General features: G+C 64.6%; 18 protein-coding genes. 14 read left to right on the top strand and 4 right to left on the bottom strand.

Features of this window, described 5'->3' with window-relative positions:
* The first annotated feature begins 160 nt into the window (after positions 1–160).
* The 8 genes from ACVOLR_RS11915 to ACVOLR_RS11880 all read left to right on the top strand — a co-directional run bounded on the left by ACVOLR_RS11915 (position 161) and on the right by ACVOLR_RS11880 (position 8,791).
* Positions 161–1,081: a lipid-binding SYLF domain-containing protein gene (locus ACVOLR_RS11915; protein WP_481536606.1), complete on the top strand. Its 921-nt coding sequence runs from the start codon at positions 161–163 to the stop codon at positions 1,079–1,081.
* Between the two features lie 74 nt (positions 1,082–1,155).
* Positions 1,156–1,383 carry a Sec-independent protein translocase subunit TatA gene (tatA, locus tag ACVOLR_RS11910; protein WP_481514351.1) on the top strand — a complete coding sequence of 76 codons (228 nt, stop codon included), beginning with the start codon at positions 1,156–1,158 and terminating at the stop codon, positions 1,381–1,383.
* Positions 1,384–1,398: 15 nt separating this feature from the next.
* On the top strand, positions 1,399–1,926 hold the full coding sequence (gene tatB, locus ACVOLR_RS11905) for a Sec-independent protein translocase protein TatB (protein ID WP_481536605.1): 528 nt from the start codon (positions 1,399–1,401) through the stop codon (positions 1,924–1,926).
* Positions 1,923–2,672, top strand: coding sequence for a twin-arginine translocase subunit TatC (gene tatC, locus ACVOLR_RS11900; RefSeq protein WP_481536604.1), 750 nt, complete (start codon positions 1,923–1,925; stop codon positions 2,670–2,672). Before tatB ends, tatC begins: the two co-directional genes overlap by 4 nt.
* Positions 2,673–2,770: 98 nt before the next feature.
* On the top strand, positions 2,771–6,373 hold the full coding sequence (locus ACVOLR_RS11895; RefSeq protein WP_481536603.1) for a hybrid sensor histidine kinase/response regulator: 3,603 nt from the start codon (positions 2,771–2,773) through the stop codon (positions 6,371–6,373).
* Positions 6,358–7,224: a CheR family methyltransferase gene (locus tag ACVOLR_RS11890; RefSeq protein WP_481514355.1), complete on the top strand. Its 867-nt coding sequence runs from the start codon at positions 6,358–6,360 to the stop codon at positions 7,222–7,224. The genes ACVOLR_RS11895 and ACVOLR_RS11890 overlap by 16 nt, the downstream gene beginning before the upstream one ends.
* Positions 7,221–7,802, top strand: coding sequence for a chemotaxis protein CheB (locus ACVOLR_RS11885; RefSeq protein WP_481536602.1), 582 nt, complete (start codon positions 7,221–7,223; stop codon positions 7,800–7,802). The genes ACVOLR_RS11890 and ACVOLR_RS11885 overlap by 4 nt, the downstream gene beginning before the upstream one ends.
* On the top strand, positions 7,793–8,791 hold the full coding sequence (locus ACVOLR_RS11880; protein WP_481536601.1) for a diguanylate cyclase domain-containing protein: 999 nt from the start codon (positions 7,793–7,795) through the stop codon (positions 8,789–8,791). The genes ACVOLR_RS11885 and ACVOLR_RS11880 overlap by 10 nt, the downstream gene beginning before the upstream one ends.
* 57 nt (positions 8,792–8,848) lie before the next feature.
* Here ACVOLR_RS11880 and ACVOLR_RS11875 read toward each other — a convergent pair whose 3' ends face one another.
* The 3 genes from ACVOLR_RS11875 to ACVOLR_RS11865 all read right to left on the bottom strand — a co-directional run bounded on the left by ACVOLR_RS11875 (position 8,849) and on the right by ACVOLR_RS11865 (position 12,524).
* Positions 8,849–9,751, bottom strand: a complete 903-nt coding sequence (locus ACVOLR_RS11875; protein WP_481536600.1) for a BPSS1780 family membrane protein — start codon at positions 9,749–9,751, stop codon at positions 8,849–8,851.
* 248 nt (positions 9,752–9,999) lie between these two features.
* Positions 10,000–10,725, bottom strand: coding sequence for a glutamine amidotransferase (locus ACVOLR_RS11870; RefSeq protein WP_481536599.1), 726 nt, complete (start codon positions 10,723–10,725; stop codon positions 10,000–10,002).
* Positions 10,722–12,524: a GspE/PulE family protein gene (locus tag ACVOLR_RS11865; RefSeq protein ID WP_481536598.1), complete on the bottom strand. Its 1,803-nt coding sequence runs from the start codon at positions 12,522–12,524 to the stop codon at positions 10,722–10,724. The genes ACVOLR_RS11870 and ACVOLR_RS11865 overlap by 4 nt, the downstream gene beginning before the upstream one ends.
* Before the next feature lie 92 nt (positions 12,525–12,616).
* On the opposite strand from ACVOLR_RS11865, the gene glyQ reads away from it, so the two are divergent.
* The 4 genes from glyQ to ACVOLR_RS11845 are packed head-to-tail and all read left to right on the top strand — an operon-like array spanning position 12,617 to position 17,414.
* A complete protein-coding gene (glyQ, locus tag ACVOLR_RS11860; RefSeq protein WP_481536597.1) occupies positions 12,617–13,528 on the top strand; it encodes a glycine--tRNA ligase subunit alpha in 912 nt (303 codons plus the stop codon).
* Positions 13,525–13,779, top strand: coding sequence for a hypothetical protein (locus ACVOLR_RS11855; protein WP_481536596.1), 255 nt, complete (start codon positions 13,525–13,527; stop codon positions 13,777–13,779). Before glyQ ends, ACVOLR_RS11855 begins: the two co-directional genes overlap by 4 nt.
* Positions 13,776–15,851 (top strand): glycine--tRNA ligase subunit beta, encoded by a 2,076-nt coding sequence (glyS, locus tag ACVOLR_RS11850; RefSeq protein WP_481536595.1) that lies wholly within the window; start codon positions 13,776–13,778, stop codon positions 15,849–15,851. Before ACVOLR_RS11855 ends, glyS begins: the two co-directional genes overlap by 4 nt.
* Before the next feature lie 3 nt (positions 15,852–15,854).
* Positions 15,855–17,414: a tetratricopeptide repeat-containing sulfotransferase family protein gene (locus tag ACVOLR_RS11845; RefSeq protein ID WP_481536594.1), complete on the top strand. Its 1,560-nt coding sequence runs from the start codon at positions 15,855–15,857 to the stop codon at positions 17,412–17,414.
* A gap of 50 nt (positions 17,415–17,464) precedes the next feature.
* On the opposite strand, the gene ACVOLR_RS11840 is transcribed toward ACVOLR_RS11845, so the two are convergent.
* Positions 17,465–20,239, bottom strand: coding sequence for a TonB-dependent receptor (locus ACVOLR_RS11840; RefSeq protein ID WP_481536593.1), 2,775 nt, complete (start codon positions 20,237–20,239; stop codon positions 17,465–17,467).
* Between the two features lie 563 nt (positions 20,240–20,802).
* Between ACVOLR_RS11840 and ACVOLR_RS11835 the strand changes: the two genes are divergently transcribed.
* On the top strand, positions 20,803–22,602 hold the full coding sequence (locus tag ACVOLR_RS11835) for an autotransporter assembly complex protein TamA (RefSeq protein WP_481536592.1): 1,800 nt from the start codon (positions 20,803–20,805) through the stop codon (positions 22,600–22,602).
* Complete coding sequence (locus ACVOLR_RS11830) at positions 22,599–26,459, top strand: translocation/assembly module TamB domain-containing protein (RefSeq protein ID WP_481536591.1); 3,861 nt, start codon at positions 22,599–22,601, stop codon at positions 26,457–26,459. Before ACVOLR_RS11835 ends, ACVOLR_RS11830 begins: the two co-directional genes overlap by 4 nt.
* The last annotated feature ends 223 nt before the right edge of the window (positions 26,460–26,682 follow it).

Genomic DNA, 26,682 nt, shown 5'->3' with positions numbered 1-26,682 from the left:
ACCATGCTCGGCAGAAGCTTTACTAGTAAGGCCCCCTGCCGAGCATGGCTCGGCACTACAGGTGCTCATGCCTCACGCCCGCTCACCAGCTATTCAGAGCCACGCTACTAATTTCAGGCACTTGCGCTATCTTTCTATGCATCGACCTACGGAGTTACCCATGCGCCGCCTGCCGTGCCTTGTTCTGCTGTTGTCCGCGAGCCTGTTGTCCGCCACTGCCGTCGCCGGTCCGCAGGAAGATCAACGTGCCCGCAATGCGGTGCGGGTGCTCGGTGAAATCCAGAACATCCCCGAGCAGTCCATCCCGGACAAGCTGCTGGATGAAGGCCGCGCCATCATCGTCCTGCCGGACACCATCAAGGCCGGTCTGGTGCTGGGCGGACGCCGCGGCCACGGTCTGATGTCGGTGAAAATGGCCGATGGCAGCTGGTCCAATCCGGTATTCATCAAGCTTACTGGCGGCAGCATCGGCTTCCAGGCCGGTGTGCAGTCTTCGGATGTGATCCTGGTGTTCCGCAATGACCGCAGCCTGGACAACATCGTCAACGGCAAGTTCACCCTCGGCGCCGATGCTGGCGTTGCCGCCGGCCCGGTTGGCCGCAATGCCGCGGCCGCCACCGATGGCCAGCTCAAGGCTGAAATCTGGTCGTGGTCGCGCGCGCGCGGCCTGTTTGCAGGTGTCGCACTGGATGGTGCGGTGCTGCAGATCGACGATGCCGCAAATCTCGATGCCTATGGCCAGAACACCACCCCGCGCATGATCCTGGAAGGCCGCCTGAATACGGCTCCGTCTTCCGACGTCGTGTCCTTCCGTGACCGTCTGGAAGAGTCCACCTATGCCGCGCGTGAAAAGCGTGGCACCCAGGGCAGCGTTGCACCGGTGGCTGCAAGTGCGCCGCGCAGCAATGCGGTCAGCGTGCAGGCACCGGCAACCAATGCCGATGGGGCCAATACCGCTGGCGTCGATACCGCGACCACCGCGCCGTTGCAGCACGCCACTGCTGAACCGGCACCGCAGCAGGGCTTCCAGCCGGTCTCCGAAGGCGAGATCCGCACCGAAAGCCTGGATGGCGGCAACTGACCTTTGGCATAGCGATCAGTTAAGACCTTGTGCGCTATGCTCGACAACCTCCACACAGATAACGCGAGCAGATCATGGGCAGTTTCAGCATCTGGCACTGGTTGGTCGTGCTGGTCATCGTGCTGCTGGTGTTTGGCACCAAGCGCTTGACGAGCGGTGCCAAGGATCTGGGCAGTGCGGTCAAAGAGTTCAAGAAGGGCATGCGTGACGAAGACAAGCCGGCTGCACAGCTGAGCGACGAATCGCGTGATGCCGACAAGAGCGGCGAAAAGCAGGCCGAGCACGACCGCGACGCGCGCTGATCCTGAGCGCCCGACGTGTTTGATATCGGCTTCAGCGAACTGCTGCTGATCGCAGTGGTGGCCTTGGTGGTCCTCGGCCCGGAACGTCTGCCCAAGGCAGCGCGTTTTGCCGGGCTGTGGGTACGCCGTGCGCGCAACCAGTGGGATTCGGTCAAGCAGGAGCTTGAGCGCGAGCTGCACGCCGAAGAGCTCAAGCGCAATCTGCAGGATGTACGCCAGTCGATGCAGCAGGCCGAGACCGGGCTGCGCGACCAGGCCGAGCAGGTGCGCAGCGAGACCGACGCCTTCAAACGCGAAGTGGAATTGCCGGAATCGGCTGCCGAACGGGTAATCGAGCCGCGTACCATTGAGCCGCGCCCGGTGGCGCCTGCCGCCACGAGCGATGGACAGCCGCCCGCAGCTGCTGAGCCAGCCCCGCAGGAAGCGGCCGCGGCGCCAGTCAGTGACGCGGCCATCGACCCCGAGTTCAACCGCAGCATCCCCTTGGGTGATGCGCCGTCAGGCGCCGAGCAGGCCCCGCCAAGCCAGGAGCGGACGCCATGAGTGCGGCGGATCTCAACGAAAACACCCTGATCGAACACCTGGTCGAGCTGCGCTCGCGGGTGGTGCGCGGGTTGCTGGGTCTGGGCGTGGTGTTGCTGGCGCTGATGCCTTTTTCGCGCACCTTGTATACCCATCTGGCCATGCCGCTGATCTCGCAGCTGCCGGCCGGGCAATCGATGATTGCCACCAATCCAGCCGGTGCATTCTTCGCGCCGCTGAAGTTGACCTTCTTCGCTGCCCTGTTCGTGGCGGTGCCGTGGCTGCTGTACCAGGCCTGGGCATTTGTTGCGCCGGCCCTGTATGCCCGTGAAAAGCGCCTTGCGCTGCCATTGCTGGGCTCAGCGGTTGCGCTGTTCTATATCGGCTGTGCCTTCGCCTACTTCCTGGTGCTGCCGGCGGTATTCCATTTCCTGACCACCTTCCGCCCGGATGTGATCGCCATCACACCGGATGCCAATGCCTACCTGGATTTCGTACTGGCGATCTTCTTTGCCTTCGGTGCCAGCTTTGAGCTGCCGGTGGCGATGGTGATCCTGGTCCTGCTGGGCTGGGTGAGCCCGCAGCAGCTGCGTGAAGGCCGCGGTTACGCGATTGTCGGTATCTTTGTGCTGGCGGCGGTGCTGACCCCGCCGGATGTGGTGTCGCAGCTGATGCTGGCGATCCCCATGTGTTTCCTTTACGAACTGGGCATACATGCCTCGCGCTGGCTGCAGCCGCGCGACCAGGGCAAGACCGCCAAGCCCTGATTCAACCGCAGCAGGCGGTCGTCAGCAATCTGCGCTATTTTCACTGAAAAGAGGCCGCGCGGATTGGCAAGCGTGGTGGCACCCCGGGGGACACCTGCGTGACGCAAAAGAAGAGTAGCTGGATCAACAACGTGCCACTGCTGAGCAAGATGCTGGCAGCATTTGGCTTGGTTTTCCTGTGTTTCCTGGCCACCAGCGTGGTCAGTTACCGCACCTCCGGGCGGGACGACGACGCGCGTCGCCATGAAGGCGTGCAGATCGAGGTGATCCGTCAGGTCGAGGATGCGATCCAGGCCGTGCGCCTGCAGCAGATCGCCGTCCGCAACTACCTGCTCGGCGATGGCGAGCGGCATATGGACGTGCTGGCCAAACAGCGCGAGCGCCGTGATAACGCCTTGACCGCCGCGCTCACCGCCGCCGGCACCGAGCCAGTGGCCGAACGCCTGCGCCGTGCGCAGGCCCAGGCCCGCATCTGGGACAACGAACTGATGGCTGTGCTGCGTCCGGCCGCCGGTGCCGCGCAGCTTACCGAGGTGCAGCAGCTGGACGCACTCAGTGCCGGCGGGCAGGGCAATGCACTGGCCGATGCGCTGGATGAGATCTACGACGCGGAGATGACCCAGCTGCTCAGCGACCGTGGCCAGATGAGCCAGTGGATCGCCCGCGCGCACACGATTTCGCTGGTGTTGCTGGTGCTCGGCTTCGTCATCATCATCCTGGCGTTGTGGATGATTTCGCGGCTGGTGGTGAATCCGATCAACCGCCTGACCGACAAGATGACACGCCTGTCCAACGGTGATCTGGACGTGGAGATCAATGGCCTGAATCGCGGCGACGAGATCGGCGAGATCGCGCGCGCGCTGGAGGTGTTCCGGCGCAATTCGCTGGAGTCGCGTGATGCCAACTGGGTCAAGCTCAGCGTCGGCGAAGTTGGCGCCGAGCTGCAGACCGCACAGACCCCGGATGACTACGCGCAGGCATTGGTGTCGCAGATCGCACCGCGTATCGATGCGCCGATCGGTGTGTTCTTTGCCTGGAATGAAGCAGAAAAGCAGCTGCGCCTGCAGGGCAGCTACGGTTTCCAGCGGCGTAAACACCTCGGCCTGCAATACGGGCTTGGCGATGGCCTGATCGGGCAGGCGGCATTGGAGCGCAAGCGTATCAGCGTGCAGCAGGTGCCTGACGATTTCTTCGGCGTGCATTCGGCGCTGGGCGAGGCGCAGCCGCGTCATCTGGTAGCGGTGCCACTGCTGTTGAAGGACCGCCTGCTGGGCGTGTTCGAGTTCGGCACGTTCGGCCACTTCAACGCCACCCAGGAAGCCTTCATCGACTCGGTGCTGCCTACCGTGGCGCTGGGCCTGGACAATATCTGCCGCGCCGACGAGACCCAGCTGCTGCTGGACCACACCCGCGCCCAGGCCGAAGAGCTGCAGGTGTCGCAGCTGGCCCTGCAGGCGCAGGAAGAAGAGCTGCGCGCCACCAACGAAGAGTTGCAGGGCAAGACCGTGGAGCTGGAAGAGCAGGCCCAGCGCCTGTCCGCTTCCGAAGAGGAGCTGCGCGTGCAGGCCGAGGAGCTGCAGGCCTCCAACGAGGAACTGCGGCAGAAGACCGAAGTGCTCAACGAACAGAAGGACGTGCTGCAGGTATTGCAGCGCGAAACCGAATTCAAGGCGCAGGAGCTGGCACGTGCCAGCCAGTACAAGACCGACTTCCTGGCAAACATGTCGCATGAGCTGCGCACGCCGCTCAACAGCCTGCTGATCCTGTCCAAGGAGCTGGCCGAGAACGAGAGCGGGCATCTGGACGTGGAGGAGGTGGAGGCTGCTGCGGTCATCCACGACTCCGGCTCCAACCTGCTGCGGCTGATCAACGACATCCTCGATCTGTCCAAGATCGAGGCCGGCAAGATGGACGTGCATCGCGAGGAAGTGAAGATCGATGCCATCACCCGCGAGGTGACGCGCCACTTCCGCCACATGGCGATGGAAAACCGCCTGGAATTCGCCATCGACGTTGACCCATCGATGCCAGACGCCTTGGTCACAGATCGCTCCAAGCTGCAGCAGGTGCTCAACAACCTGCTCGGCAATGCCTTCAAGTTCACCCGCGAAGGCTCGGTGACCCTGCATATGGCGCTGGCCAGCAGCGTCATGCTGACCCGCATTGGCGCGGCCGCCGACGACCAGCATGTGGCGCTGACGGTGCGTGATACCGGCATTGGTATTCCCGAAGATCGCCTGGACTCGATCTTCGAGGCCTTCGAACAGGTCGATTCCAGCACCAGCCGTCATTACGGCGGCAGCGGTTTGGGGTTGGCGATCGCGCGGCGTCTGGCACAGTTGCTGGGCGGGCAGCTGGTCGTCGACAGCGAGCAGGACAAGGGCAGCAGTTTCAGCCTGGTGCTGCCGCTGTTGTCGGCCGGCATCAACAGCGCCGTGGCTGCGAGTCAGGCCAGCAGCGAGCAGCGGCCTGCGCCCACGCCGGGCCCGGCGCGCGTCGCTACCGCGCAGCTGATTGATTGGATCCCTGATGATCGCCACGCCATTGCGGCGGGCGAAACCGTGATCCTGACGGTGGAAGATGATCCGGCCTTCGCCCGCATCCTGGTCGACCTGATCCGCCGCAAGGGCCACCGTGCACTTGCTGCTGCCGATGGCGAAAGCGGCCTGGAGCTGGCGCGGCGCTATCGTCCCACCGGCATCCTGCTGGATGTGATGTTGCCGGGCATGGACGGTTGGTCGGTATTGCAGCACCTCAAGCATGATCCGGTTACTGCGGCGATCCCGGTGCACTTCATTTCCGCCGTTGATGAAGCCGCGCGCGGTGTTGCGCTGGGCGCGGTCGGCTACCTGACCAAGCCGGTGGATCGCAAGGCGCTGGTTGCCGCCTTCGACCATCTGCTGGATGTGGCCGGCAAGATCGTGCGCAAGCTGTTGCTGGTCGATGACGATCCGGATTCGCGCTTGGCGCTGACCCGCCTGCTGCAGGCAGACAATGTGGAGATTGACCAGGTTGCCTCCGGCGAAGAAGCGCTGGAGCGCATCGCCACCCATAGCTACGACTGCATCGTGCTGGATCTCAACCTGGGCGGCATCTCCGGCATCGAGTTCCTGGAGAAGGCGGCAACCCTGGTTGCAGTGCCACCGGTGGTGATCTATTCCGGCCAGGACCTGAGCCGCGAAGATAGCCTCAAGCTGCGCCAGTACACCGACAGCATCGTGATCAAGGGCCAGCGTTCGCCTGAGCGCCTGCTCGATGAAGTGAGCCTGTTCCTGCACAGCATCGGCTCGCGTGGGGCCAACGCCACACCGTCCGATGACAATAATCTGGGCGGCCGCCAGGTGCTGCTGGTCGATGACGACATGCGCAACCTGTTTGCGCTGTCCAAGTCGCTGCGTTCGCGCGGGGTGAATGTGTCGATGGCGCAGGATGGCTACAAGGCGCTGCAGCAGTTGGAGGAGAATCCGTCCATCGAGCTGGTGCTGATGGACATCATGATGCCGGGCATGGACGGCTACGAAACCACCCGCGAGATCCGCAAGCTGCCGCAATGGAGCAACCTGCCGATCATCGCCGTCACCGCCAAGGCGATGCATGGCGACCGCGACAAGTGCCTGGATGCAGGTGCCAATGACTACCTCACCAAACCGGTGGATCTGGACAAGCTGTTGTCGATGATGCGTGTATGGCTGCAAAAGTAGGTCCCATCGCTCCGCAGCCGTTGCGCGATGACATCGACGACATCGAAGTCGATGCTTTCATCACCGCGATGTCGCGGCGGCATGGCTATGACTTCACCGGTTACGCGCCGTCCTCGTTGAAGCGGCGCGTACTGGCGCTGGCGCATGGGCTGAACCTGCCCAGTGTCAGCGAGCTGACCGCGCGCGTGCTGCGCGAAGACGAGATGGTGCCGCAGGTAATCGCCAAGCTATCGGTGCCGGTGTCGGAGATGTTTCGCAACCCGGCGGTGTTCCGCAAGCTGCGCGACGAAGTGTTCCCGGTGCTGGCCTCCTACCCGCAGATCAATATCTGGCAGGCCGGCTGCGCGCACGGGCAGGAGGTCTATTCGCTGGCCATCCTGCTGAAGGAAGCCGGGCTATACGACCGCTGCCAGATCTACGCCACCGACTTCAGCGATGAAGCCTTGGCCAAGGCGCAGGAAGGCATCTTCCCGATCCGCGATGCGCGGCTGTATTCGGAGAACTACCTGGCCGCCGGTGGCCGCCATACGCTGTCCGATTACTACCATGCCCGCTACGACTTCATGAAACTGGATGAGCGACTCAAGGAGCGGGTCACCTTCGCCAACCACAACCTGGTCTGTGATGGCGTGTTCACCGAGGCGCAGCTGATCCTGTGCCGCAATGTGCTGATCTATTTCTCGGACACGTTGCAGGACCGGGTGCTGGGCCTGTTCCGTAGCAGCCTCAGCCGCGGCGGTTTCCTGTGCCTGGGCAACCGGGAGTCGATCCGCTTCGCCCCCAGTGCGCGCGATTTCGTGCCGCTGGATGCCGAATTGCGGCTGTACCGCAACGCCGGTGGTTTACTGTGAAAACCGCGTCCGGGCAGCCTCCACAAGCCGTTGTGGTGGGGTGCTCGGCGGGCGGGCTTGCCGCCCTGCATCAATTGCTGGGCGGCCTGTCCGGGCCGCTGCCGGTGCCGATGGTGGTGGTCTGCCACAGCGGTTCGGAGGACATGCGGGTGTTCTGCGAGCTGCTTGCCAGCCGCAGTGGCTTGCCGGTGCAGGAGGCCGAAGAGCGCCAACGGCCCGAGCCGGGACGGGTCTATGTGGCCCCGTCCGGCTACCACCTGCTGATCGAGCGCAATGGCCGTTTTGCCCTGAGCATCGACCCGCGGGTGGCATTTTCACGCCCTTCCATCGATGTTCTGTTTGAATCTGCGGCCGAGGTCTGGCGCGGACAGCTGTTGGCTGTACTGATGACCGGGGCAAATTCCGACGGCGCCGAAGGGTGCGCACGGATACGACGCTCCGGTGGCACACTGATCGTTCAGGACCCGGAAACGGCACAAGTGGCTATCATGCCGGCCGCTGCACTGGAGCGTGCGGGCGCCGATCATTGCCTGCCTCTCCCCGAAATTCCCTTTTTGCTGGAAGCATTATGCTCGTGACCAAGCCGGCGGCAGTGCAACGCCCCAAAATCCTGGCCGTAGATGACAACCCCGCCAACCTGCTGGTGATCCGCCGGGTGCTGGCCAAGCTCGACGTGGAAGTGGTCGAGGCGGCCTGCGGCAACGATGCACTGAAGGCCACGCTGGACGATGAGTTCGCGCTGGTGCTGCTGGACGTCTACATGCCGGACATCAACGGCTTTGAAGTGGCGGAGATCCTGTCGCAGGAAGAAACCACCCGACAGACCCCGATCATCTTCGTCACCGCCACGTACGCCGACGACGTGCACCGGCTCAAGGGCTATGGCTTCGGTGCGGTGGACTACATGGCCAAGCCGCTGGAGGCCACCATCCTGCTGTCCAAGGTGCAGGTGTTCCTGGAACTGTACCGGCACCGGGTGGCGCTGCGTGATGCGCTGAGCGAGCTGTCCGAGCGCAACCGCCAACTGGAGATCGAAGTCGAGCAGCGCAAGCAGATGGAGCAGGAAATGCGCCATCTGGCGATGCACGACATGCTCACCGGGCTGCCCAACCGCGCCTTGTTCATGGACCGGCTGGAGAGCGCACACCACCGCGCACAGCGCCACGGCGGCATGTTCGCGCTGGTCTATGTGGACGTGGACCGGTTCAAGGAGGTCAACGACACCTGGGGTCACGGCGCTGGTGATGCGGTGCTGATCGAGCTGTCTGCACGCCTGCGCGGTGCGCTGCGCGAGAACGACACCGTGGCCCGTTTGGGTGGCGATGAGTTCGCCCTGGTGTTGGAAGAGCTTGATGACATCAACGACGCCCACCGTCTGATGGAGCGGGTGACGCAGTCGCTGCAGGCACCGATGCACAACCTGCGTGATGGCGAAGAACTCACCCTGGCGATCGCCGCCAGCATTGGCGTGGCCGCCTACCCAGCGGACGGTGCCGAAGTTGATGCCTTGCTGCATGCTGCCGACCAGGCCATGTACCTGATCAAGCGCAGCCGCGACACGGTCTGAAACAATAAGGCCGCGCATCTCTGCGCGGCCTTGCTGCAAGCAACGTGACGGCCTGGATCAGGCTTCGAACACGTGACCGTTGCTTACCGGCGGCGGGGTCGGGCCAGTCGCATCGGCTGGTGCCAGTATCTGCTTCCATGCCGCATACACGGCACCGGCAAAGACCGGCATCAGTATCGCCATCAGCAACAACTGGGCGATGGCCATGGCAGCGACCTGGCCGGCGATCAGGCCGATGAACAGCGCCACGATGATCACCGCGAAATAGATCGCGAAGATGGCGATGAACGCCAACACGAAGAACACCAGCATCGCCGGCAGGTTGTGGATGCTGGCGCGCAGGCTTTCGCGCAGCGCGTGCATGCCGCCGGAGCCTTCAAACATCACCTGCGGCGGCATCACGAACAGCGCAAGCGTCACGGCGACGAAGCTGGCGATCAGCAACAGCAGCCACAGCAGGATGCGCCCGGCCGGCAGCGTCGCCACCAGTGCCTCGATCTGCGCCGGATCAGGTTGTGCACCGGATTGGCTGAGCTCATTGAGCTTGACCATCACCACCGACAGCTGTTGCAGGCCGTCGGTGCCGACCAGCACCAGCAGCAGCGTGCCCAGCAGCAGGGCAGCAAACAGCTGCGGCAGCAGGGCGACCAGCAGATGTGGCGCGCGGCCTTCCTGTACGCCTTGCAGCAGGTGCGCAGGCTTGGCAGCTCGGCCCTGGTCGACCTCGCGGATCGCCCACAACATGCCGCCCATGAACAACGGGCCGGCCAACAGCAGCAGCAGCTGCACCACGGTGCCCAGCGCCGGTACCAGCATCGACAGCGACAGCACCAGCGAGGTGCCGACGCCCCACAGGATGCCCAGCGAACCCAGCGCCAGTGGCGCGCGCTTGAGCAGGCCAAAACCGGTCAGCAGCCATTCCGCACCGGCGGAGGCCGGTACCTTGCGAATCTCGCTCATTGCAATTCCGAAACGGGGGAGTGCGCGGGCAACACGCCGACGCTGAGCGGATTATCGCCTGAAACCCGGGTCGGGTTTATGAGGACAAAGTAACGGTGGGGTGGGGGCTTTGTTTCTGGCGGTAGTGCCGAGCCATGCTCGGCAGGAGCGTTACCGGGAAAGCCTCTGCCGAGCATGGCTCGGCACTACAGGTCGGATGCGTTGCCAGCTTCGCGGCTGACGCCGCTCCCACAAAACAGCACAGGGGCTCAATGCGTCTCGCGGCGCACATGCCGCACGAAGCGGCGCAGCAGCTGCCGGGCCAGCGGCGCGGCGGTGACCTCGCGGGCCACGCTGCGGGCGCAGCCGCCGTGGCGGGCGATGCAGTCGGCGCGGGCGCGGACGTAGCCGCGCATATGGTGGGTGGCGAATTCTGGGTGGAACTGCAGGCCCCAGGCCTGTTCGCCCCAACGGAAGGCGTGGCAGTTGTCCTGCACCGAGCGGGCCAGCACGGTGGCGCCTTCGGGCGCGCGCAATACCGTCTGCAGGTGGGTGGCGTGGGCCGGGAAGCTCGCCGGCAGGCCGGCGAACAGGGGATCGGCCGAGGCCGGGGCTTCCAGTTCCAACTGGATCGTGCCGGACTCGCGCCCGGCCGGGTTGTAGTCGACCTGCCCGCCCAGCGCATGCGCAAGCAGCTGGTGGCCGTAGCAGATGCCGAGCAACGGCATGCCGGCGTGGGCAGCGTCACGCAGCCAGTCGGCGCTGCGTTCGCTCCAGTCGGCGCGGTCGGTGACGAAGGCAGCCGAACCGGTGACTATCGTGGCGGCAAAATCACCGCGCTCGGGCAGTTGCTCACCGTGTTCGACGTTGACCACTACGGTGTCGGCCTCTTCCAAGCCGGCGGCCACGCGGATCCAGTGCGGAAAGCGGCCGTAACGGCGCAGGGTCGGGAACGGTTGCCCGGTTTCAACGATCAAGAACGGCTGGGACTTCATTCCGGCGGCGGCAGTACTGACAGGACTTCCTCGATTGTAGTCAGCCCTGCGGCCACCTTTTCAAGCCCGGTGCGGCGCAGCGTACGCAGTCCGTCGGCCGCCGCGGCCTTGCTGAATCCGGCCAGATCCATGTCGCGGGTGATCAGGGCGCGCAGCCGCGAACCCAGTGGTAGCAACTCATACAGGCCGATCCGGCCCATGTAACCGGTGCGCCGGCATTCCAGGCAACCGACCGGGGCATATGCCGTCACCACATCTGGTAATGCTTCATGGGCATTACGTAATGGCGCCCAATCGCTGTCACTCAGGGTGTCCGGCGTCTTGCAATGCGGGCACAGGGTACGCACCAGCCGCTGCGCCAGCACGCCGTTGACGGTGGAGGCGATCAGGTAATGCGGCACGCCAAGATCAAGCAGGCGGGTGATCGCCGAGGGCGCGTCGTTGGTATGCAGGGTGGACAGCACCAAGTGACCGGTCAACGACGCCTGCACCGCCATCTGTGCGGTTTCCAGATCGCGGATTTCGCCGATCATGATGATGTCCGGGTCCTGTCGCAGCAGGGTGCGCACGCCGGAAGCGAAGTCCAGATCGATATTGGTCTGCACCTGCATCTGGTTGAATTCGGGCGCGATCATTTCGATCGGGTCTTCCACCGTGCACACGTTCACGTCTGGCGTGGCCAGGCGCTTGAGCGTGGAGTACAGGGTGGTGGTCTTGCCCGAGCCGGTCGGGCCGGTGACCAGCACGATGCCGTGCGGGCGCGCCACCAGCTCGTTCCAACCGGCGGCCTCTTCCGGGCTGAAACCCAGCTGCTCGATGCTCTTGAAGGCCGAGTCCGGGTCGAAGATACGCATCACGCACTTCTCGCCGAATGCGGTGGGCATGGTCGACAGGCGCATTTCCACCTCGCGGCCGCCCGGCGAGCGGGTCTTGATGCGGCCGTCCTGCGGGCGTCGGCGTTCGGCCAGATCCATGCGGCCCAGCACCTTGACCCGGCTGATCACCGCGGTCATCACCGACGGCGGCAGTTCGAATACCTTGTGCAGCACGCCGTCGATGCGGAAGCGTACGCGGCCCTTGTCGCGGCGCGGTTCCATGTGGATGTCGCTGGCGCGTTGCTCGTAGGCGTACTGCAGCAGCCAATCGACGATGCTGACCACATGGTGGTCGTCGGCGTTGACGTCGCCGGCGCTGCCCAGCTCCACCAGCTGCTCGAAGCTGGGTGGCGTGACGCCGTTGCCGGCATCACGGGCGTCGCCGCGCGCGCCGCGCACCGAGCGGGTGACGCCGAAGAACTCCATCGAATAACGGTGCAGGTCCAGCGGGTTGACCAGCACCATGTCGATGCGGCGGCGGGTCAAGTGCTGCAGGTCCGGTACCCAGTCGCGTGCCAGCGGCTCGCTGGTGGCAACCAGCACGCGCTCGCTGTCCACGCCCAGCGGCAGGATGCGGTGGCGGCGGGCATAGGCATGCGAGACCACGGCGGTGGCACCGGCCACGTCCACGCGGGTCGGGTCGATGCGCAGGTAGCGGGTCTGGGTGCGTGCGGCCAGCCATTCGGTCAGGCGCTCCAGGCCAAGCTCGCCAGCCCCTGCGGCCGAGGCCAGTTTCAGGTTGGCCAGCAGCACCAGCGGGTGCACTTCGCTGGCGTTGCGCGCGCCCTGGGCGGAGAAACGGATCCGCTCCTGGTCGTGCGCAGCCACCAGCCCATCGGCCAGCAGGGCGCTGGCCACATTGGAAAACTGCAGCCTTCCCGGGGCGATAGCCACCTGCGGTGACGGTGCCTGAGTCCCTTCCACAGCCGCGTTTTCCACCCCAAACCCCTTGCTGGCGCGGCCATCGCGCGGTCGGTCGCTATACTAACGCACCCCTTACGTACGGCTCAGGCAGCATGTCCGCGACTCCCCCCGTTTCGATTACCTTCCAGGGCCTGATCCAGACCCTCAATGATTTCTGGGCGAAACAGGGCTGTGTCTTGATCCAGCCGCTGGACCTGGAGGTCGGTGCCGGCACCTTCCATCCGGCCACCTTCCTGCGCTCGATCGGCCCGGAAAGCTGGAATGCCGCCTACGTACAGCCCTCGCGTCGTCCCACCGATGGCCGCTACGGCGAAAACCCCAACCGCCTGCAGCGCTACTACCAGTACCAGGTGGCGATGAAGCCGAGCCCGGACAACATCCAGCAGCTGTACCTGGATTCGCTCAAGGCGCTGGGCATCGACCCGCTGGTGCATGACCTGCGCTTCGTCGAGGACAACTGGGAGTCGCCGACCCTGGGCGCCTGGGGCCTGGGCTGGGAAATCTGGCTCAACGGTATGGAGGTCACCCAGTTCACCTACTTCCAGCAGGCCGGCGGCCTGGAGTGCAAGCCGGTGCTGGGCGAAATCACCTATGGCCTGGAGCGGCTCTGCATGTACCTGCAGAACTGCGACAACGTCTACGACCTGATCTGGACCTACGGTCCGGACGGCACCCCGGTCACCTACGGCGATGTCTACCTGCAGAACGAGGTAGAGCAGAGCACCTACAATTTCGAGTACGCCGACGTGGAAGAAATGTTCCATCGCTTCGACGCCTGCGAGAAGGAAGCGCAGAAGCTGGTGGAAGCCGGCCTGCCGCTCCCGGCCTATGAACAGGTCTGCAAGGCCTCGCATTCGTTCAACCTGCTCGATGCGCGCCGCGCCATCTCGGTGACCGAGCGCCAGCGTTACATCCTGCGCGTGCGCGCGCTGGCCCAGGCAGTGGCCAAGCTGTACGAGGCCAAGCGTCTGGACGCAGTCGCGGCGAAGGACGCCGTGGCATGAGCCTTGCCGGGATCGAGGGCCTTGCCAGTGTTGGCTATGTGAACTTCCTGGCCGGTATCGGGCTCGCCGCATGGGCGCGTGGCACCGGCCGCAGCGCGGTTCTGTGGCTGATCTTTGGCTGGCTGCTCGCCCCGGTTGCCGGACTGGTGATGGTGTTCCTGCAACGCCGCCCAGCACCTGCATCTGAAGTTTCCATATTCCCCCAAACTGGGCGCAGCGACCTGTTGTCGGTGCGCAAGGACGTCATATGAGTGAGATGAAACCGCTGCTGATCGAACTGGGCGTGGAAGAGCTGCCGGTCAAGGCGCTGCCGGGCCTGGCGCAGGCCTTCTTTGATGGCGTGATCGATGGCCTGGCCAAGCGTGGCGTGGCCTTTGAGCGTGGCGATGCCAAGCCGCTGTCGACCCCGCGTCGCCTCGCCGTGCTGTTGCCGGGCGTGGAAACCGAACAGCCCGAGCAGCACTCGGAAGTGTTCGGCCCGTACCTGAACATCGCGCTGGACGCCAATGGCGAGCCGACCAAGGCGCTGCAGGGTTTCGCCGCCAAGGCGGGCATCGACTGGACTGCGCTGGAGCGCACCACCGACGCCAAGGGTGAGCGTTTCGTGCTGCGTTCGGTAACTCCGGGCGCGCAGACTGCCAGCCTGCTGCCGGAAATCCTGCGCGAGGCTATCGCCGCCATGCCGATCCCCAAGCCGATGCGCTGGGGCAACCACGAATACGCCTTCGCCCGCCCTGTGCATTGGCTGGTGGTGCTGCACGGCAACGACATCGTGCCGGCGGAGTTGCTGGGCCTGAGCTCGGACCGCTTCAGCCGTGGCCACCGCTTCATGGCCGACAAGCAGGTGTGGCTGAGCAACCCGGCCGACTACGTTGAATCGCTGAAGGCCGCCAACGTGCTGGTCGACGCCGACGCGCGCCGCGAGCGCATCGTCGCCGAGGTCAACGCCGCAGCCGCCCAGGCCGGGGGCGTGGCCCGCATCACCGACGACAACCTGGAGCAGGTGGTCAACCTGGTTGAATGGCCGGCGGCGGTGCTGTGCAGCTTCGAGCGCGAATTCCTGGCCGTGCCGCAGGAAGCGCTGATCGAAACGATGGAGATCAACCAGAAGTTCTTCCCGGTGCTCGATGGCGGCGGCAAGTTGACCGAGAAGTTCATCGGTATTGCCAATATCGAATCCAAGGACGTGGCCGAGGTTTCCAAGGGCTACGAGCGCGTCATCCGTCCACGCTTCTCCGATGCCAAGTTCTTCTTCGACGAAGACCTCAAACAGGGTCTGGTCGGCATGGGCGATGGCCTGAAGACCGTCACCTACCAGGCCAAGCTGGGCAGCGTCGCCGACAAGGTGCAGCGGGTCAGTGCACTGGCACAGATCATCGCGCCGCAGGTGGGTGCCGACCCGGTGCACGCCAAGCGTGCCGCCGAGCTGGCCAAGAACGACCTGCAATCGCGAATGGTCAACGAATTCCCGGAACTGCAGGGCATTGCTGGCCGTCATTACGCGATTGTCGGTGGCGAATCGCCATCGGTGGCGCTGGCCATCGACGAGAGCTACCAGCCGCGCTTCGCCGCCGATGACATCGCGTTGTCGCCGCTGGGCAAGGTGCTGGCCATTGCCGAGCGCCTGGACACGCTGGCCGGTGGCTTTGCCGCTGGCCTGAAGCCGACCGGCAACAAGGACCCGTTCGCGCTGCGTCGTAATGCGCTGGGTCTGGCCCGCAGCATCATCGAGTCGGGCTTTGATCTGGACCTGCAGGCGTTGCTGGTATCTGCCAATGCGGGTCTGGCCGAGCGCAAGGTGCAGGCCGATGCAAACGAGCTCTACGACTTCATCATCGACCGCCTGAAGGGCTATTACGCCGACAAGGGCGTGCCGGCCACCCACTTCAACGCCGTCGCCGAGCTGCGCGTGGCTTCGCTATACGACTTCGACCGTCGCATCGATGCCATCGGCACCTTTGCCCAGCTGCCCGAAGCCGAGGCATTGGCCGCTGCCAACAAGCGCATCCGCAACATCCTGCGCAAGGCCGATGGCGAGATCCCGGGCATGATCGACCCGGCGCTGCTGCGTGAGCCGGCCGAGAGCGAACTGGCCGAAGCCGTCACCGCCGCCATCGACGACACCGGCACCGCGCTGTCGCACAAGGACTATGTGGCCGTACTCGGCCGCCTGGCCCGCCTGCGCCCGCAGGTGGACGCGTTCTTCGATGCGGTGATGGTCAATGCCGACGACCTGGCCCTGCGTGGCAACCGGCTGGCGCTGCTGCGCACGCTGGGTGACCGCCTTGGCAGCGTCGCCGCGATCGAACACCTGTCCAGCTGAAGCATGGATACCGGCGCCTCCTGGCAGTCCGCACAGGCCGCTCTGGCCCGGCGTGACATCCCGGAGGCGCAACGGAAGCTGCGTGCCGTGGTTGCCGAGCAACCTGCCCATGCCTATGCGCGGGTGATGCTGGCCGGCACCGTATTGGCGCAGGGTCAGCTGCGCGAGGCCGTACAGCAACTGCAGCAGGCCGCCAGTCTGGATTATCGCGACCCGGCTCTACTGTTGCGTGTTGCCCAGGCCTTGCTGCGGGTAGGTGACAGCGAGGGCGTTGCGCGGTTGATGCGCAATGCCTGCGTGGCCCGCTGCAATGACAGTCCGACGCTAGCGGCCTTGGCCCACGTGCTGCAATCACTTGGGCTGCATGTCGATGCCCTGCAGTTGATGCAACGCGCGGCGGCGGTGGGTTTCGAAAGTCCCGATTTCCACTATTTCCTTGGCGTGCAACTGCAGTTCAACGGTGAACTGGAGGCCGCCGAGCAGGCGCTGACACGCTGTCTGCAACTGCATCCCGGTCATGGCCGTGCAGCACTGACACGGGCGCGTCTGCGCCGCTGGCAAGCGGATGACAGTCATGTCGACGGCTTGCGCAGGCAGCTGCAAACCACGGCAACGGGCAGCGAGGACACCGCCGCGCTGTGGTTCGCGCTGTACAAGGAACTGGAAGACCTGGGCGATTTCCCCGCGGCGTGGGATGCACTGCGGCAAGGCAATGCATCGATGTGGCGGCGCCTGCGCCACGATCGCATGGCCGACCAGGCGCAGCACGCGGCGATGGCGCAGCTGGCGGCAGCGGACACGTTCGGATCGGCTGGGGTCGAAGAAGACGGCGGCGCACAGCCGATCTTCATCATCGGCATGCCGCGTTCTGGCACCACCGTGCTTGAGCGTATGCTCGGCAATCATTCGCAGATCGCCTCTGCCGGCGAACTCGGCGACTTCGCACAGCAACTGCGCTGGGCTGCCGACCAGGCCGGTCGCGCGCTGCTCGACCCAGCATTGCTGCAGACGCTGCCAACGCTGGATTACGCTGCCGTTGGCACAGGCTATCTGCGGCAGACACGTTGGCGCCTGGATGGACAACGCCGCTTCATCGACAAACTGCCGCCAAATTACCTGCTGGCAGGTCCGATCGCGCGAGCGTTGCCGAAAGCGGTGATCGTCCATGTCAGGCGCGACCCCATGGCGGTGTGCTTCTCCAACTACCGCGCCATGTTCGGCGACTCCTATGGCTACAGCTATGAGCTTGACGCCCTGGCTGCGCACCACGCAGCACATACGCAGCTGATGCAGGCCTGGCAGCAGCATCTGCCCGGGCGTGTGCTGGAGATCGACTACGAAGCGATGGTGCGCGACCCCGATGCGGCACTGGCGCAGGTACTGCAGCGCTGCGGGCTGGTACCGGAAAGCGGCGGCAGTGACCTGACCCGCAATGCGGCCGCTACCGCCACCCTGAGCAGCGTGCAGGTCCGTGAGCCGGTGCACGCACGCAACGTCGACGAATGGCAACGCTATGCAACCGAGCTCGCGCCGCTGCGCGAACGCTTGCAGGGCCGCAGATAAAGCAGGAGCGGCCGTGGCCGCTCCTGTTCATTGCCTTTGCGCGGTGCCTGTTACTGGCTGCGGCCGAAGCGCCAGTTCATCTCCAGCATGTACGAGCGGCCGTAGCCGTTGTAATTGAAGACGTTGTAGTACGGGTAGCTGGTGTAGGTGCGGTCACGCGGCGGCCGCTCGCCGGTGAGGTTGTTGGCGGTGACGCTCAGCGAGACATCATCGGTTACCGCGTAGTCCACGGTCAGGTTGAAGGTGGTCCAGGCCTTGACCTTGCCGGCGTCGTCGGCCGCATAGCCGTCAGTGGTGTCCTGGGCGGCGAAGTTGGGCGTACGGCCGTAGCGGATGCCATACAACGTGGTGGTCCAGTCGCCCATCTGCCAGCCCAGTGTGCCGCTGAAGATGTTCTTGAACTCCGAGGAGTAGTAGGGATTGCGCAGCAGGTCGATCACCGGGTCCTCCGGGTACTGCTGGCTCTCGTGTTTGAGGGTGACGTTGTAGCGCGCGCCCAGCATGAAGCTGCCCCAGCTATCGGTGGCCCAGCGGTAGTCCAGATTGGCGGTGATGCCGCTGACATCCTCCTTGGCGACGTTGATCGGGTTGACCGCGACGGTGTTGAGCTGGTTGGGCTGCGGTGCGTTCGCTCCGGCGCGGCCGATGCGTTGCAGGGCATCGACGCAGGTCGGCGAATTGGGATCCAGCTGGCCCTGGCGGCACGCCGACTCATTGCGCAGCAGCAGGTCCAGGTCGAGGTCGGCGACCTTGTTGTCGATCTTGATCCGGTAATAGTCGGCGCTGACCGTGAAGCTGCTGTTGGGCGACCAGACCACGCCGCCGCCCCAGGACTTGGCGGTGATCGACTTCAGCTCACCATTGCCGGAGCGGGAGCCGCGGACCTGCTCGTCGTTGAGCGTGCACTGGGCAATAGGAACGCCTGGCTGTTCAGTGGCGCAGCGGTAGTAGTCCGGCACGAAGGTGTAAAAGCCGCTGTCACCGGCAAACACATAGGACATGTCCGGCGATTTGAATGCGGTGGCGTAGTTGCCGCGGAACAGCAGCGAGTCGATCGGCCGGAACTCCAACGCGGCTTTCCAGGTGGCGCGGGAATCACTGCCACCACCATCGTTCTTGTAGTCGTCATAGCGCCCGGACAGGCTGGCGGTGAGCTTGCTGAAGATCGGCACGCGCAGTTCCACCGCCGCTGCCCAGTTGTCGCGCTTGCCCTTGCCCTGGGTGCCGCTCAGCCCCCAGAACTGGTCGGTGACCACGCGCGTATCGGTGGGGTTGCTCCACGATTGCTGGCCAGCCTGCAGCACGCCGGCGAAGCCGACGTCACCGGCGGGCAGGGTGAACAGCGAGGTGTTGGTGAACTGCAGGTTGACGTTCTGCGTCCAGGTCTTGGACTTGGTGCGGATCTCGCCCTGGAAGCTGCGGTATTGCTCGGGCGTCAGCGCCTGGTAGAAGCCGGCATCGTTCGGCTCGTAGATCGGATAGCCGTAGTAGTCACCCAACTGCGGCCCGAGGAAATGTTCGCGGAAGAAGTCCTCCATCTTGTCCTTCAACGGCCACCACTGGCGGCTGTCGATGTGGTACTCGGAGCGGGCGTAGTAGGCGTTGTAGTCCCAGTTGGATTGTCCCACCGCGCCCTTGATGCCGATGGCGACGTTGTAGGAGTCGGCGGTCTGGCGTTCGTTGTTGAAGTCCAGGTCACCGGTTTCCTCCGGCGAGAAGATGCGCTGGTAGCTTTCCAGGTCGCCGGTGAGGTTGTTGAAAATGTAGCCGCTGGTATCCAACGATGGCTGCCAGAAGCGGGAGCCGGAGTTGCTCTCGTTCTTGGTGCGGTTCATCAGCAACGTGGCATAGATGTCGGTGCTGTCGTTGAGCGCGTAATTGAGGTTGGCGTAGCCGGAGGCGCTGCGCTCCTTGTTGAGGATGGTCGAATAGCCTGGCTCGTAGCGGCTGCCGCAATAGTTGCCGCGGCCCGGGCGGGTGTCGTAGAAGGTGGTACCCCCGAACAGGCCGGCCAGCGGTGCGCAGGCTGCTGCGCCCGGGTCGATGTAGGCGCCGCTGCTGCTGTTGTGCACGAAGGTGCGGCTGCCATAGCGCGCGGCGACGTCGGGGTTGTCGTTGGTGGAGTCGAAATCCTTGCGGTTGAAGCCGTAGATCGGGTCCTGGTTGCTCAGCTGCAGGCCGGCAGTCAGGTCGAGCTTGTCCCAGCTGTGACCACTGGTCAGCTGGAAGCGCTGGTTACCGCCACCACCGCCGTCGTAGCTGCCCATGCGGAAGCTCATCTCGGTGCCGTCCAGCCGCTTCTTGAGGATGATGTTGACCACACCGGCGATCGCGCTGGAGCCGTAAATCGAGGACTGGTTGCCCGGCGCGATGTCAATGCGTTCGACCATGGCGGTGGGAACACTGGCCAGGTCGACGAAGTTGCTCTGGCCGTTGTAGAGCAGCGGGTAGTCGGCCATCGGCCTGCCGTCGATCAGCACCAGGGTGAAGCCCGGGTCCAGGCCGAGCAGGCTGATGGGTTTGGCCGCCGAGGTGAAGCCGCCGGAGAACTGGCTGTCCTGTACCGCGCCGGTCGCCAGGGGCTGCGAACGCAGGACCTCATAGACATCCTTGAAGCCCTGCTTCTGGATGTCCTGGGCGGTGATCGAGGTGATGGGGGTAGCTGTCTCGACCTGCACCTGCGGGATCAGCGAGCCGGTGACGGTGATCTTGTCGAGGGTTTCAACGTCTTTCTTATCTGCAGCGCTTTGTGTCTGGGCGAAAGCAAAGGAAGAGTACGCGGCAATGACGGTGCACACTGCCGTGGTCAGGAGTTGTCGTTTCATCGTGGGTACCTGGGCTTATGGAAGTGCCTGGGCCCAGTCAACCGGCTGCTCCTTCATGGAGCGCAAAATCCGGGACAGCATCACCACGTGTTCTAGGAACCGGAGCGGCTGGGTGCTTTACGATAATTTAACTGTGCCCGTCAAATTGGCGTGATGATCCGGTCAGCATGGCGGACGCTGTCGTGGCGCGGCAGTGGGCGGCGCGGCAGTGGGCGGCGCGGCGTTGCGGTTGGCCGTCGAGGAGTCGGGGCCGCGCCCGATGGCACGATGTAGATTGCTTTGCCGTGCTCCGGACAAAACCAAAGTAGTGCCGAGCCATGCTCGGCAGAGGCATTACCGGTGGAGCCCCTGCCGAGCATGGCTCGGCACTATAGAGGCATTGCTGGTGGAGCCCCTCCCGAGCATGGCTCGGCACTACAGAGGCATTGCTGGTGGAGCCCCTGCCGAGCATGGCTCGGCACTACAGAGGCATTGCTGGTGGAGCCCCTGCCGAGCATGGCTCGACACTACCGCCGGTGGCGGCATGATGATGCTGTGATTTTGCCGGTCATGTTCAGACCGGTATGCTGACGCGCATGCAGCTATCTCGAATCACCCCGCTCCTTCTGTTACTGGCATCGCTGGCAGCAGCTCCCCTTGCCCATGCCCGCGGCACCATCGAAAAAGTCCAGATCAAAGGTCTGGACAAGGGTGACGACGCCGAGATCATTGAAAACATCGAGGTGTCGCTGTCGGTTTACGACGCCATCGGCAAGGTGCAGGGCGAGTCGCGGCTGGATTACCTGCTGTCGCAGGCCGAGCGGCAGACCCGTACGGCGCTGGAGCCATTCGGCTTCTACAACCCCAAGATCACCGTGGAGGCACCACGCACCGGCGATACCCTGCAGGTGCTGATCCAGGTCGACAAGGGGGAGCAGGTCAAGGTTCGCACCCAGGAGCTGGACATCACCGGCCCGGCTTCGCGTGACAAGTACCTGCAGGAAGACATCGAAGCCTTCCACCCCAAGACCGGCGAGGTCTTCGATTCGGTCAGCTATGAGGCCAGCAAGATCACCATCACCCGGCGCCTGGCCGAGCGTGGTTACTTCGATGCAGACTTCACCCAGCGCAAGGTGGAAGTGACCCGTGCCGAGAACGCCGCCGACATCTTCCTCACCTGGGACAGCGGCCGCCGCTACAACATGGGGCAGATCACCTTCGAGCAGGATTACTTCCGTCCGGGTCTGTTCGAGCCGCTGGTTTATTGGGAACAAGGCAGCTACTGGCATGAAGGCAAGCTTGATCGCCTGCGCGAGTCGCTGACCAAGCTGGATTACTTCAGTGTCATCGACATCCAGCCGCACCCGGAGCAGGCCGATGACAACGGCGAGGTGCCGGTCAACGTCAAGCTGACCCGCGCCAAGCGCACCATCTATACCGCCGGTCTGAGTTACGGTAGCGAAAGTGGTCCTGGTGTGCGCGGTGGCGTCGATCGCCGCTACGTCAATCGCCGCGGGCACAAGCTCAGCACCCAGTTGGACTACGCGCAGCGGCGCAAGAGCTTCATCACCAGCTACCGCGTGCCCGGCTTCCGCTGGCTGGACGGCTGGTACAGCTTCGCGGTCAGCGCCTATGACGAGCAGACCGATTACATCGACCTGCGCAACGTCAAGCTGATCGCCAGCCGCAGCGGTGAAATCAATGAGAACCTGACCGCCATCGTCTCGATGAATGCACTGCGCGAGCGCTGGGGCTACAGCTCCGGCAACCAGTTCAATGCGGCTGTCTACAACTATTCGACGCTGGTCTACCCACAGCTCACCGCCGACTACGTCAACGTTGACGACAAAAGCTTCCCGCGTCGCGGCATCAGCGGCAACGCCACCATGCGTGGCGGCATCGAAGGCGCCGGTTCGGATACCAGTTTCGTCCAGGCCGATGCCACCGTGCGTTGGTACATCCCGGTGGGTGATGCGGACCGATTGATCCTGCGCGGGCAGGCTGGCACCACCTGGACCAGCGATCTGGTATCGATGCCACCGAGCCTGCGCTACTTCGCCGGTGGTGACCGCTCCATCCGCGGCTATGCCTTCCGTGAAGTCGGCCCGCGCACGCCGGCACCGGACAAGTTCGCGCTGGGCGCGAAGAATCTGGCAGTTGGTTCGGTCGAGTACGAGCATTACTTTGGTGGCGGCCCTTGGGGCGGTGCGGTGTTCGTGGATACCGGCAGCGCCTTCGACAACAACATAGACCTGCATACCGGCGTCGGCTTTGGCGTGCGCTGGAAATCGCCGGTTGGCCCGGTGCGCATTGATATCGCACACGGGTTGAACAGCCCCGATTCGCAGTTCCAGCTCTACCTCAACATCGGAGCTGATCTATGAGCCGCCGGCCCGACGAGGTGAGCCCGGAAGAACGCGAAGCGCGCATCGCCGAGCTGCGCGCCAAGCGCAAGGCGCGCCTGCGCACGCTGGCGGTACGCAGCGGCATTGCCATCACCGTGCTGGTACTGCTGGGCCTGTTCGCGCTGTATTGGCTGCTGCAGACCGTGGCTGGCCGCGAGGTGCTGCTGGCGCAGGTGGTGGCACGTCTGCCTGCCGGTTCATCGCTGACCTGGAGCAAGGCCGAAGGTCCGCTGGCCGGCCCGCTGATCCTGTACGACCTGGATTTCCGCTACGACGAACTGCACTTCACTGCCGGCAAGGCCTATCTGGACCCGGATATCCGCCCGCTGCTCGGCCGCAAGCTGCGCCTGGATGCGTTGCGCATCACCGATGCCTCGTTGGAGCTGGGGCCGTCGGAAGACAAGCCTTTCGAGCTGCCGAACTGGCCGGATGTGTTGCCGGCCATCGAGTTGCCGCTGGCCTTGCAGGCCGACACCATCGTCATCGATGGCCTGCGCATCACCCAGCTGCAGCAGCCGATCATCGACATCACCAAAGTCCGCGGCGGGCTTGAAGCCGCCGATGGCGAATTCACTGCCACCCAGATCAAGGTCAACAGCAACCTCGGCGATTTCCGCATCGATGGCCATTACCTGCCGCGCGAAGACTACGCCACCGACCTGACCGTGCGCGCGCTGATGCCACCACGTCCGGGCCAACCCGCCGCCCGGCTGGGTCTGGTCGCGCGTGGCAATCTCGCCCATATGGAAGTTGCAGTAGCCGGCTACGCGCCCAAGCCACTGCATGTCAGTTTCATTCTGGATGGCCGCACTGATCCGGTGTGGAATGTGGCCGCGCGCAGTGAACAGCTGGATATCGGCCAAGTGGTACCGGCGCAGTTCCTCGCCGAGGCACCGGCACCGCTGGCCCTGGATTTCACCGCGCGTGGTCGCGGCGGTCAGGCGCGGCTGCAGGGCCGGGTACGCCAGGGCGAGAACGAACTGGTGCTGGCACCGTCCAATGTCGCCATCGACAAACAGGTGCTGACGGTCGCGCCGCTGGTTGCCGAAGCCTTCGGCGGCAGTGTGCGTCTGCAGGGCACCGCTGATTTCACCGATGCACAGAATCCGGGCTTCCGCTTCGCAGTGGTGGCCAATCAAATGACCTACACGCCTGAGCCGGACCCGAGTTCGCCGGACAGCACGCCGGTGCCGCTGCACCTGAAAGAAGCGCGGCTGGGTGTGGCGGGCAATCTGAAGAACTGGGCCGCCGTTGGCAAAGCCGAAGTGGCGCGCGAAGCACAGGACGCCAACCTCGATTTCGACCTGCGTGGCAACGACCAGCAGGCGCATATCGAACACCTCAAGGCGACCACGCCGGGTGGCGCGCTGGAGCTGAAGGGCTCGGCAGCATGGGCACCGACGCTGGCCTGGGATGTGGATGCGACGCTGTCCAAATTTGATCCCGGCTATTTCGCACCGGGCTGGGAAGGCAATCTGTCCGGCTCGCTGGCCTCCAAGGGCAAGCAGCTGCCGGCGGTGGCCGGTAGCAGCGATATGCGCTTCGAGGCGACGCTGGACGTGCCGCAGATCAACGGCACGCTGCGCGGCCGTCGTGTCGATGCACGCGCCAAGCTTGCGCTGCAAGGTATGCAGGGCGAAGGCAATGTGCGGTTGGTGATGGGCGACAGCCAGATCGAAGCCAAGGGCAAGGTCGGTGATCGTCTGGACGTGGATGCGCGGCTGGAGCCCTTGCACTTGTCCGACCTGCTGCCCGGCGGCACTGGCAGCCTCGCCGGTACCTTGCAGCTGCGCGGCACGCCGAGTCAGCCTGATATCACTGCCGACCTGCGCGGCAATGGCTTGCAATGGGACGACTGGAAGGCGCAGCAGATCAGCGTCAACGGTCGCCTGCCATGGCAGGGCAACAACGGCGCGCTGCAGATCCACGGCAGTGCGGTCGAAGTCGGCATGCTGCTGGACCAGGTCAACATCAATGCGCGTGGCAGCGTGCAGAACCTGCAGCTGGAGGCCGACACCCGCAACGAGTTGGGTGCGGTCGCGCTCAGCGGCAGCGTGCGTCAGCAGGGCCAGGCCTGGCGCGGCGAGCTTGCCTCGCTGCGGATCGCGCCGGTCAAGGGCGCGCCTTGGCAGCTGCGCCAGCCGGCGGCTTTCAGTGCGCAGGGCAGCAACTTCACCCTGTCCGATGCCTGCCTGGGCTCGGATACCGGCGGCGCCCTGTGCATCGCCGCCAACTGGCCGCGCGAAGGCTTGCAGCTGCGCGGTGATGCCTTGCCGCTGGCGTTGGTGCAGCCATGGCTGCCGCCCAACGAAGGCCGCCGCATGTACCTGCGCGGTGAGCTCACCCTGGACGGCAACATCCGCCCGCGTGGCAATGCCTGGGAGGGTGCCTTCAAGGTAGCCTCGGCCGAAGGCGGCATCCGCCTCGGCGACAACGCCCGTGGCGAGCTGGTGCGCTACGACAACTTCTCGCTCAACGTCGACATGCTGCCCAACAGCATCAAGGGCTATCTCGGCGTCGGCTTCAAGGGCGACGGCTTCATCGATGCCAAGGTGCAGACCGGTTGGGAGCCCAACGCGGCGCTCACCGGCGAGCTGTACATGAACATCGCGCGGCTGTACTGGCTGGAGTTGTTCTCGCCCGATCTGGTGCGCCCGCAAGGTCTGATCGAAGGCCACGTCAGCTTGCGTGGCACGCGCTCGCAGCCGACCCTGGGTGGCGAGGCCAAGCTCAGCAACTTCACCGGTGAGTTCCCGGCGCTGGGCCTGACCTTGAGCGAAGGCAAGGGCAGTTTCATCGCCCAGCCGGACGGCTCGGCGCGCATCAGCGCATCGACCAAGACCGGTGGCGAAGGCACGCTGCAGGTGGACGGTGGTCTGTCCTGGTTCGGCGATGCGCAGCCGCTGCAGCTGCATATCCATGGCGACAAGGTGCTGCTGGCCAATACCAGCGAACTGCGGGTGGTGGCCAATCCGGATCTGGACTTCACCTTGGCCGGCACCGCGATGGAACTGCGCGGCAGCGTGCATGTGCCCGAGGCCGATCTGGATCTTGAGCGCCTGGACCGCGGCACCTCGGCATCGGAAGACATCGTGGTGCTGGACCCGGTCGATCCGGAAGAAGGCCCGTCCTCGCCGCTGGACATGGACCTGACCGTCAGCCTCGGCGACAAGGTCAAGATGAGTGGCTTCGGCTTGAAGGGCGCACTGACCGGCAAGATGCAGGTGCGTGCGCGTCCGGGCCGCGAGATGACCGCCAACGGCGGCCTGGAAGTCAGCGGCCGTTACAAGGCCTACGGCCAGGATTTGACCATCACCGACGGCCAGTTGTTGTGGAACTACGGCGTGGTCTCGGACCCGCGCATTAACATCAAGGCCGAACGTGCGATCGGTGATGTCACCGCCGGCATCCACGTCACCGGCCGCGCACAGCAGCCCAAGGTGGACGTGTGGTCGGATCCGGCGATGTCGCAATCCGAATCGCTGGCCTATCTGGTGTTGGGCCGCAGCCTGAGCATGGCCAGCAGCGATCAGGCGCAGCAGGTCAACGCGGCCTCGGCGGCACTGTCGGCCGGTACCGGCCTGCTTGCCGCACAGGTGGGTGCAAAGCTGGGCCTCGATGATGCAGGTGTAAGCCAATCACGCGCGCTGGGCGGCTCGGTGATCGGCGTGGGCAAATACATCACGCCCAAGCTCTACATCGGCTACGGCGTTTCGCTGGTTGGCAGCGGCTCGGTGCTGACTTTGAAGTACCTGCTGCGGCGCGGTTTCGACATCGAAGTGGAATCGTCCACGGTCGAAAACCGCGGCTCGGTGAACTGGCGCAAGGAGCGTTGAGCAGCAAGCGGAGTGTTGTGGGAGCGGCGTCAGCCGCGAAGCCAGCACTCCCACCGCAGTCATTGGCGCATTGCCGTGGCAGAAGACGTGGTTTTCCGCGAAGCCATGCTGCAGTGGCTTAGCGGCGGCCCCCCGCCCCCCCCAGCCGAGCGCCCCGCCCCCGCCCCAAGCCGCCTCCAAATAACCCACACAACACCCCCATGGGTCCCGGCCGCCGTTGTAT

The sequence above is a fragment of the Stenotrophomonas sp. STEN030 genome (genome assembly GCF_056759995.1).
This window is presented reverse-complemented; position numbering and strand designations above follow the sequence as displayed.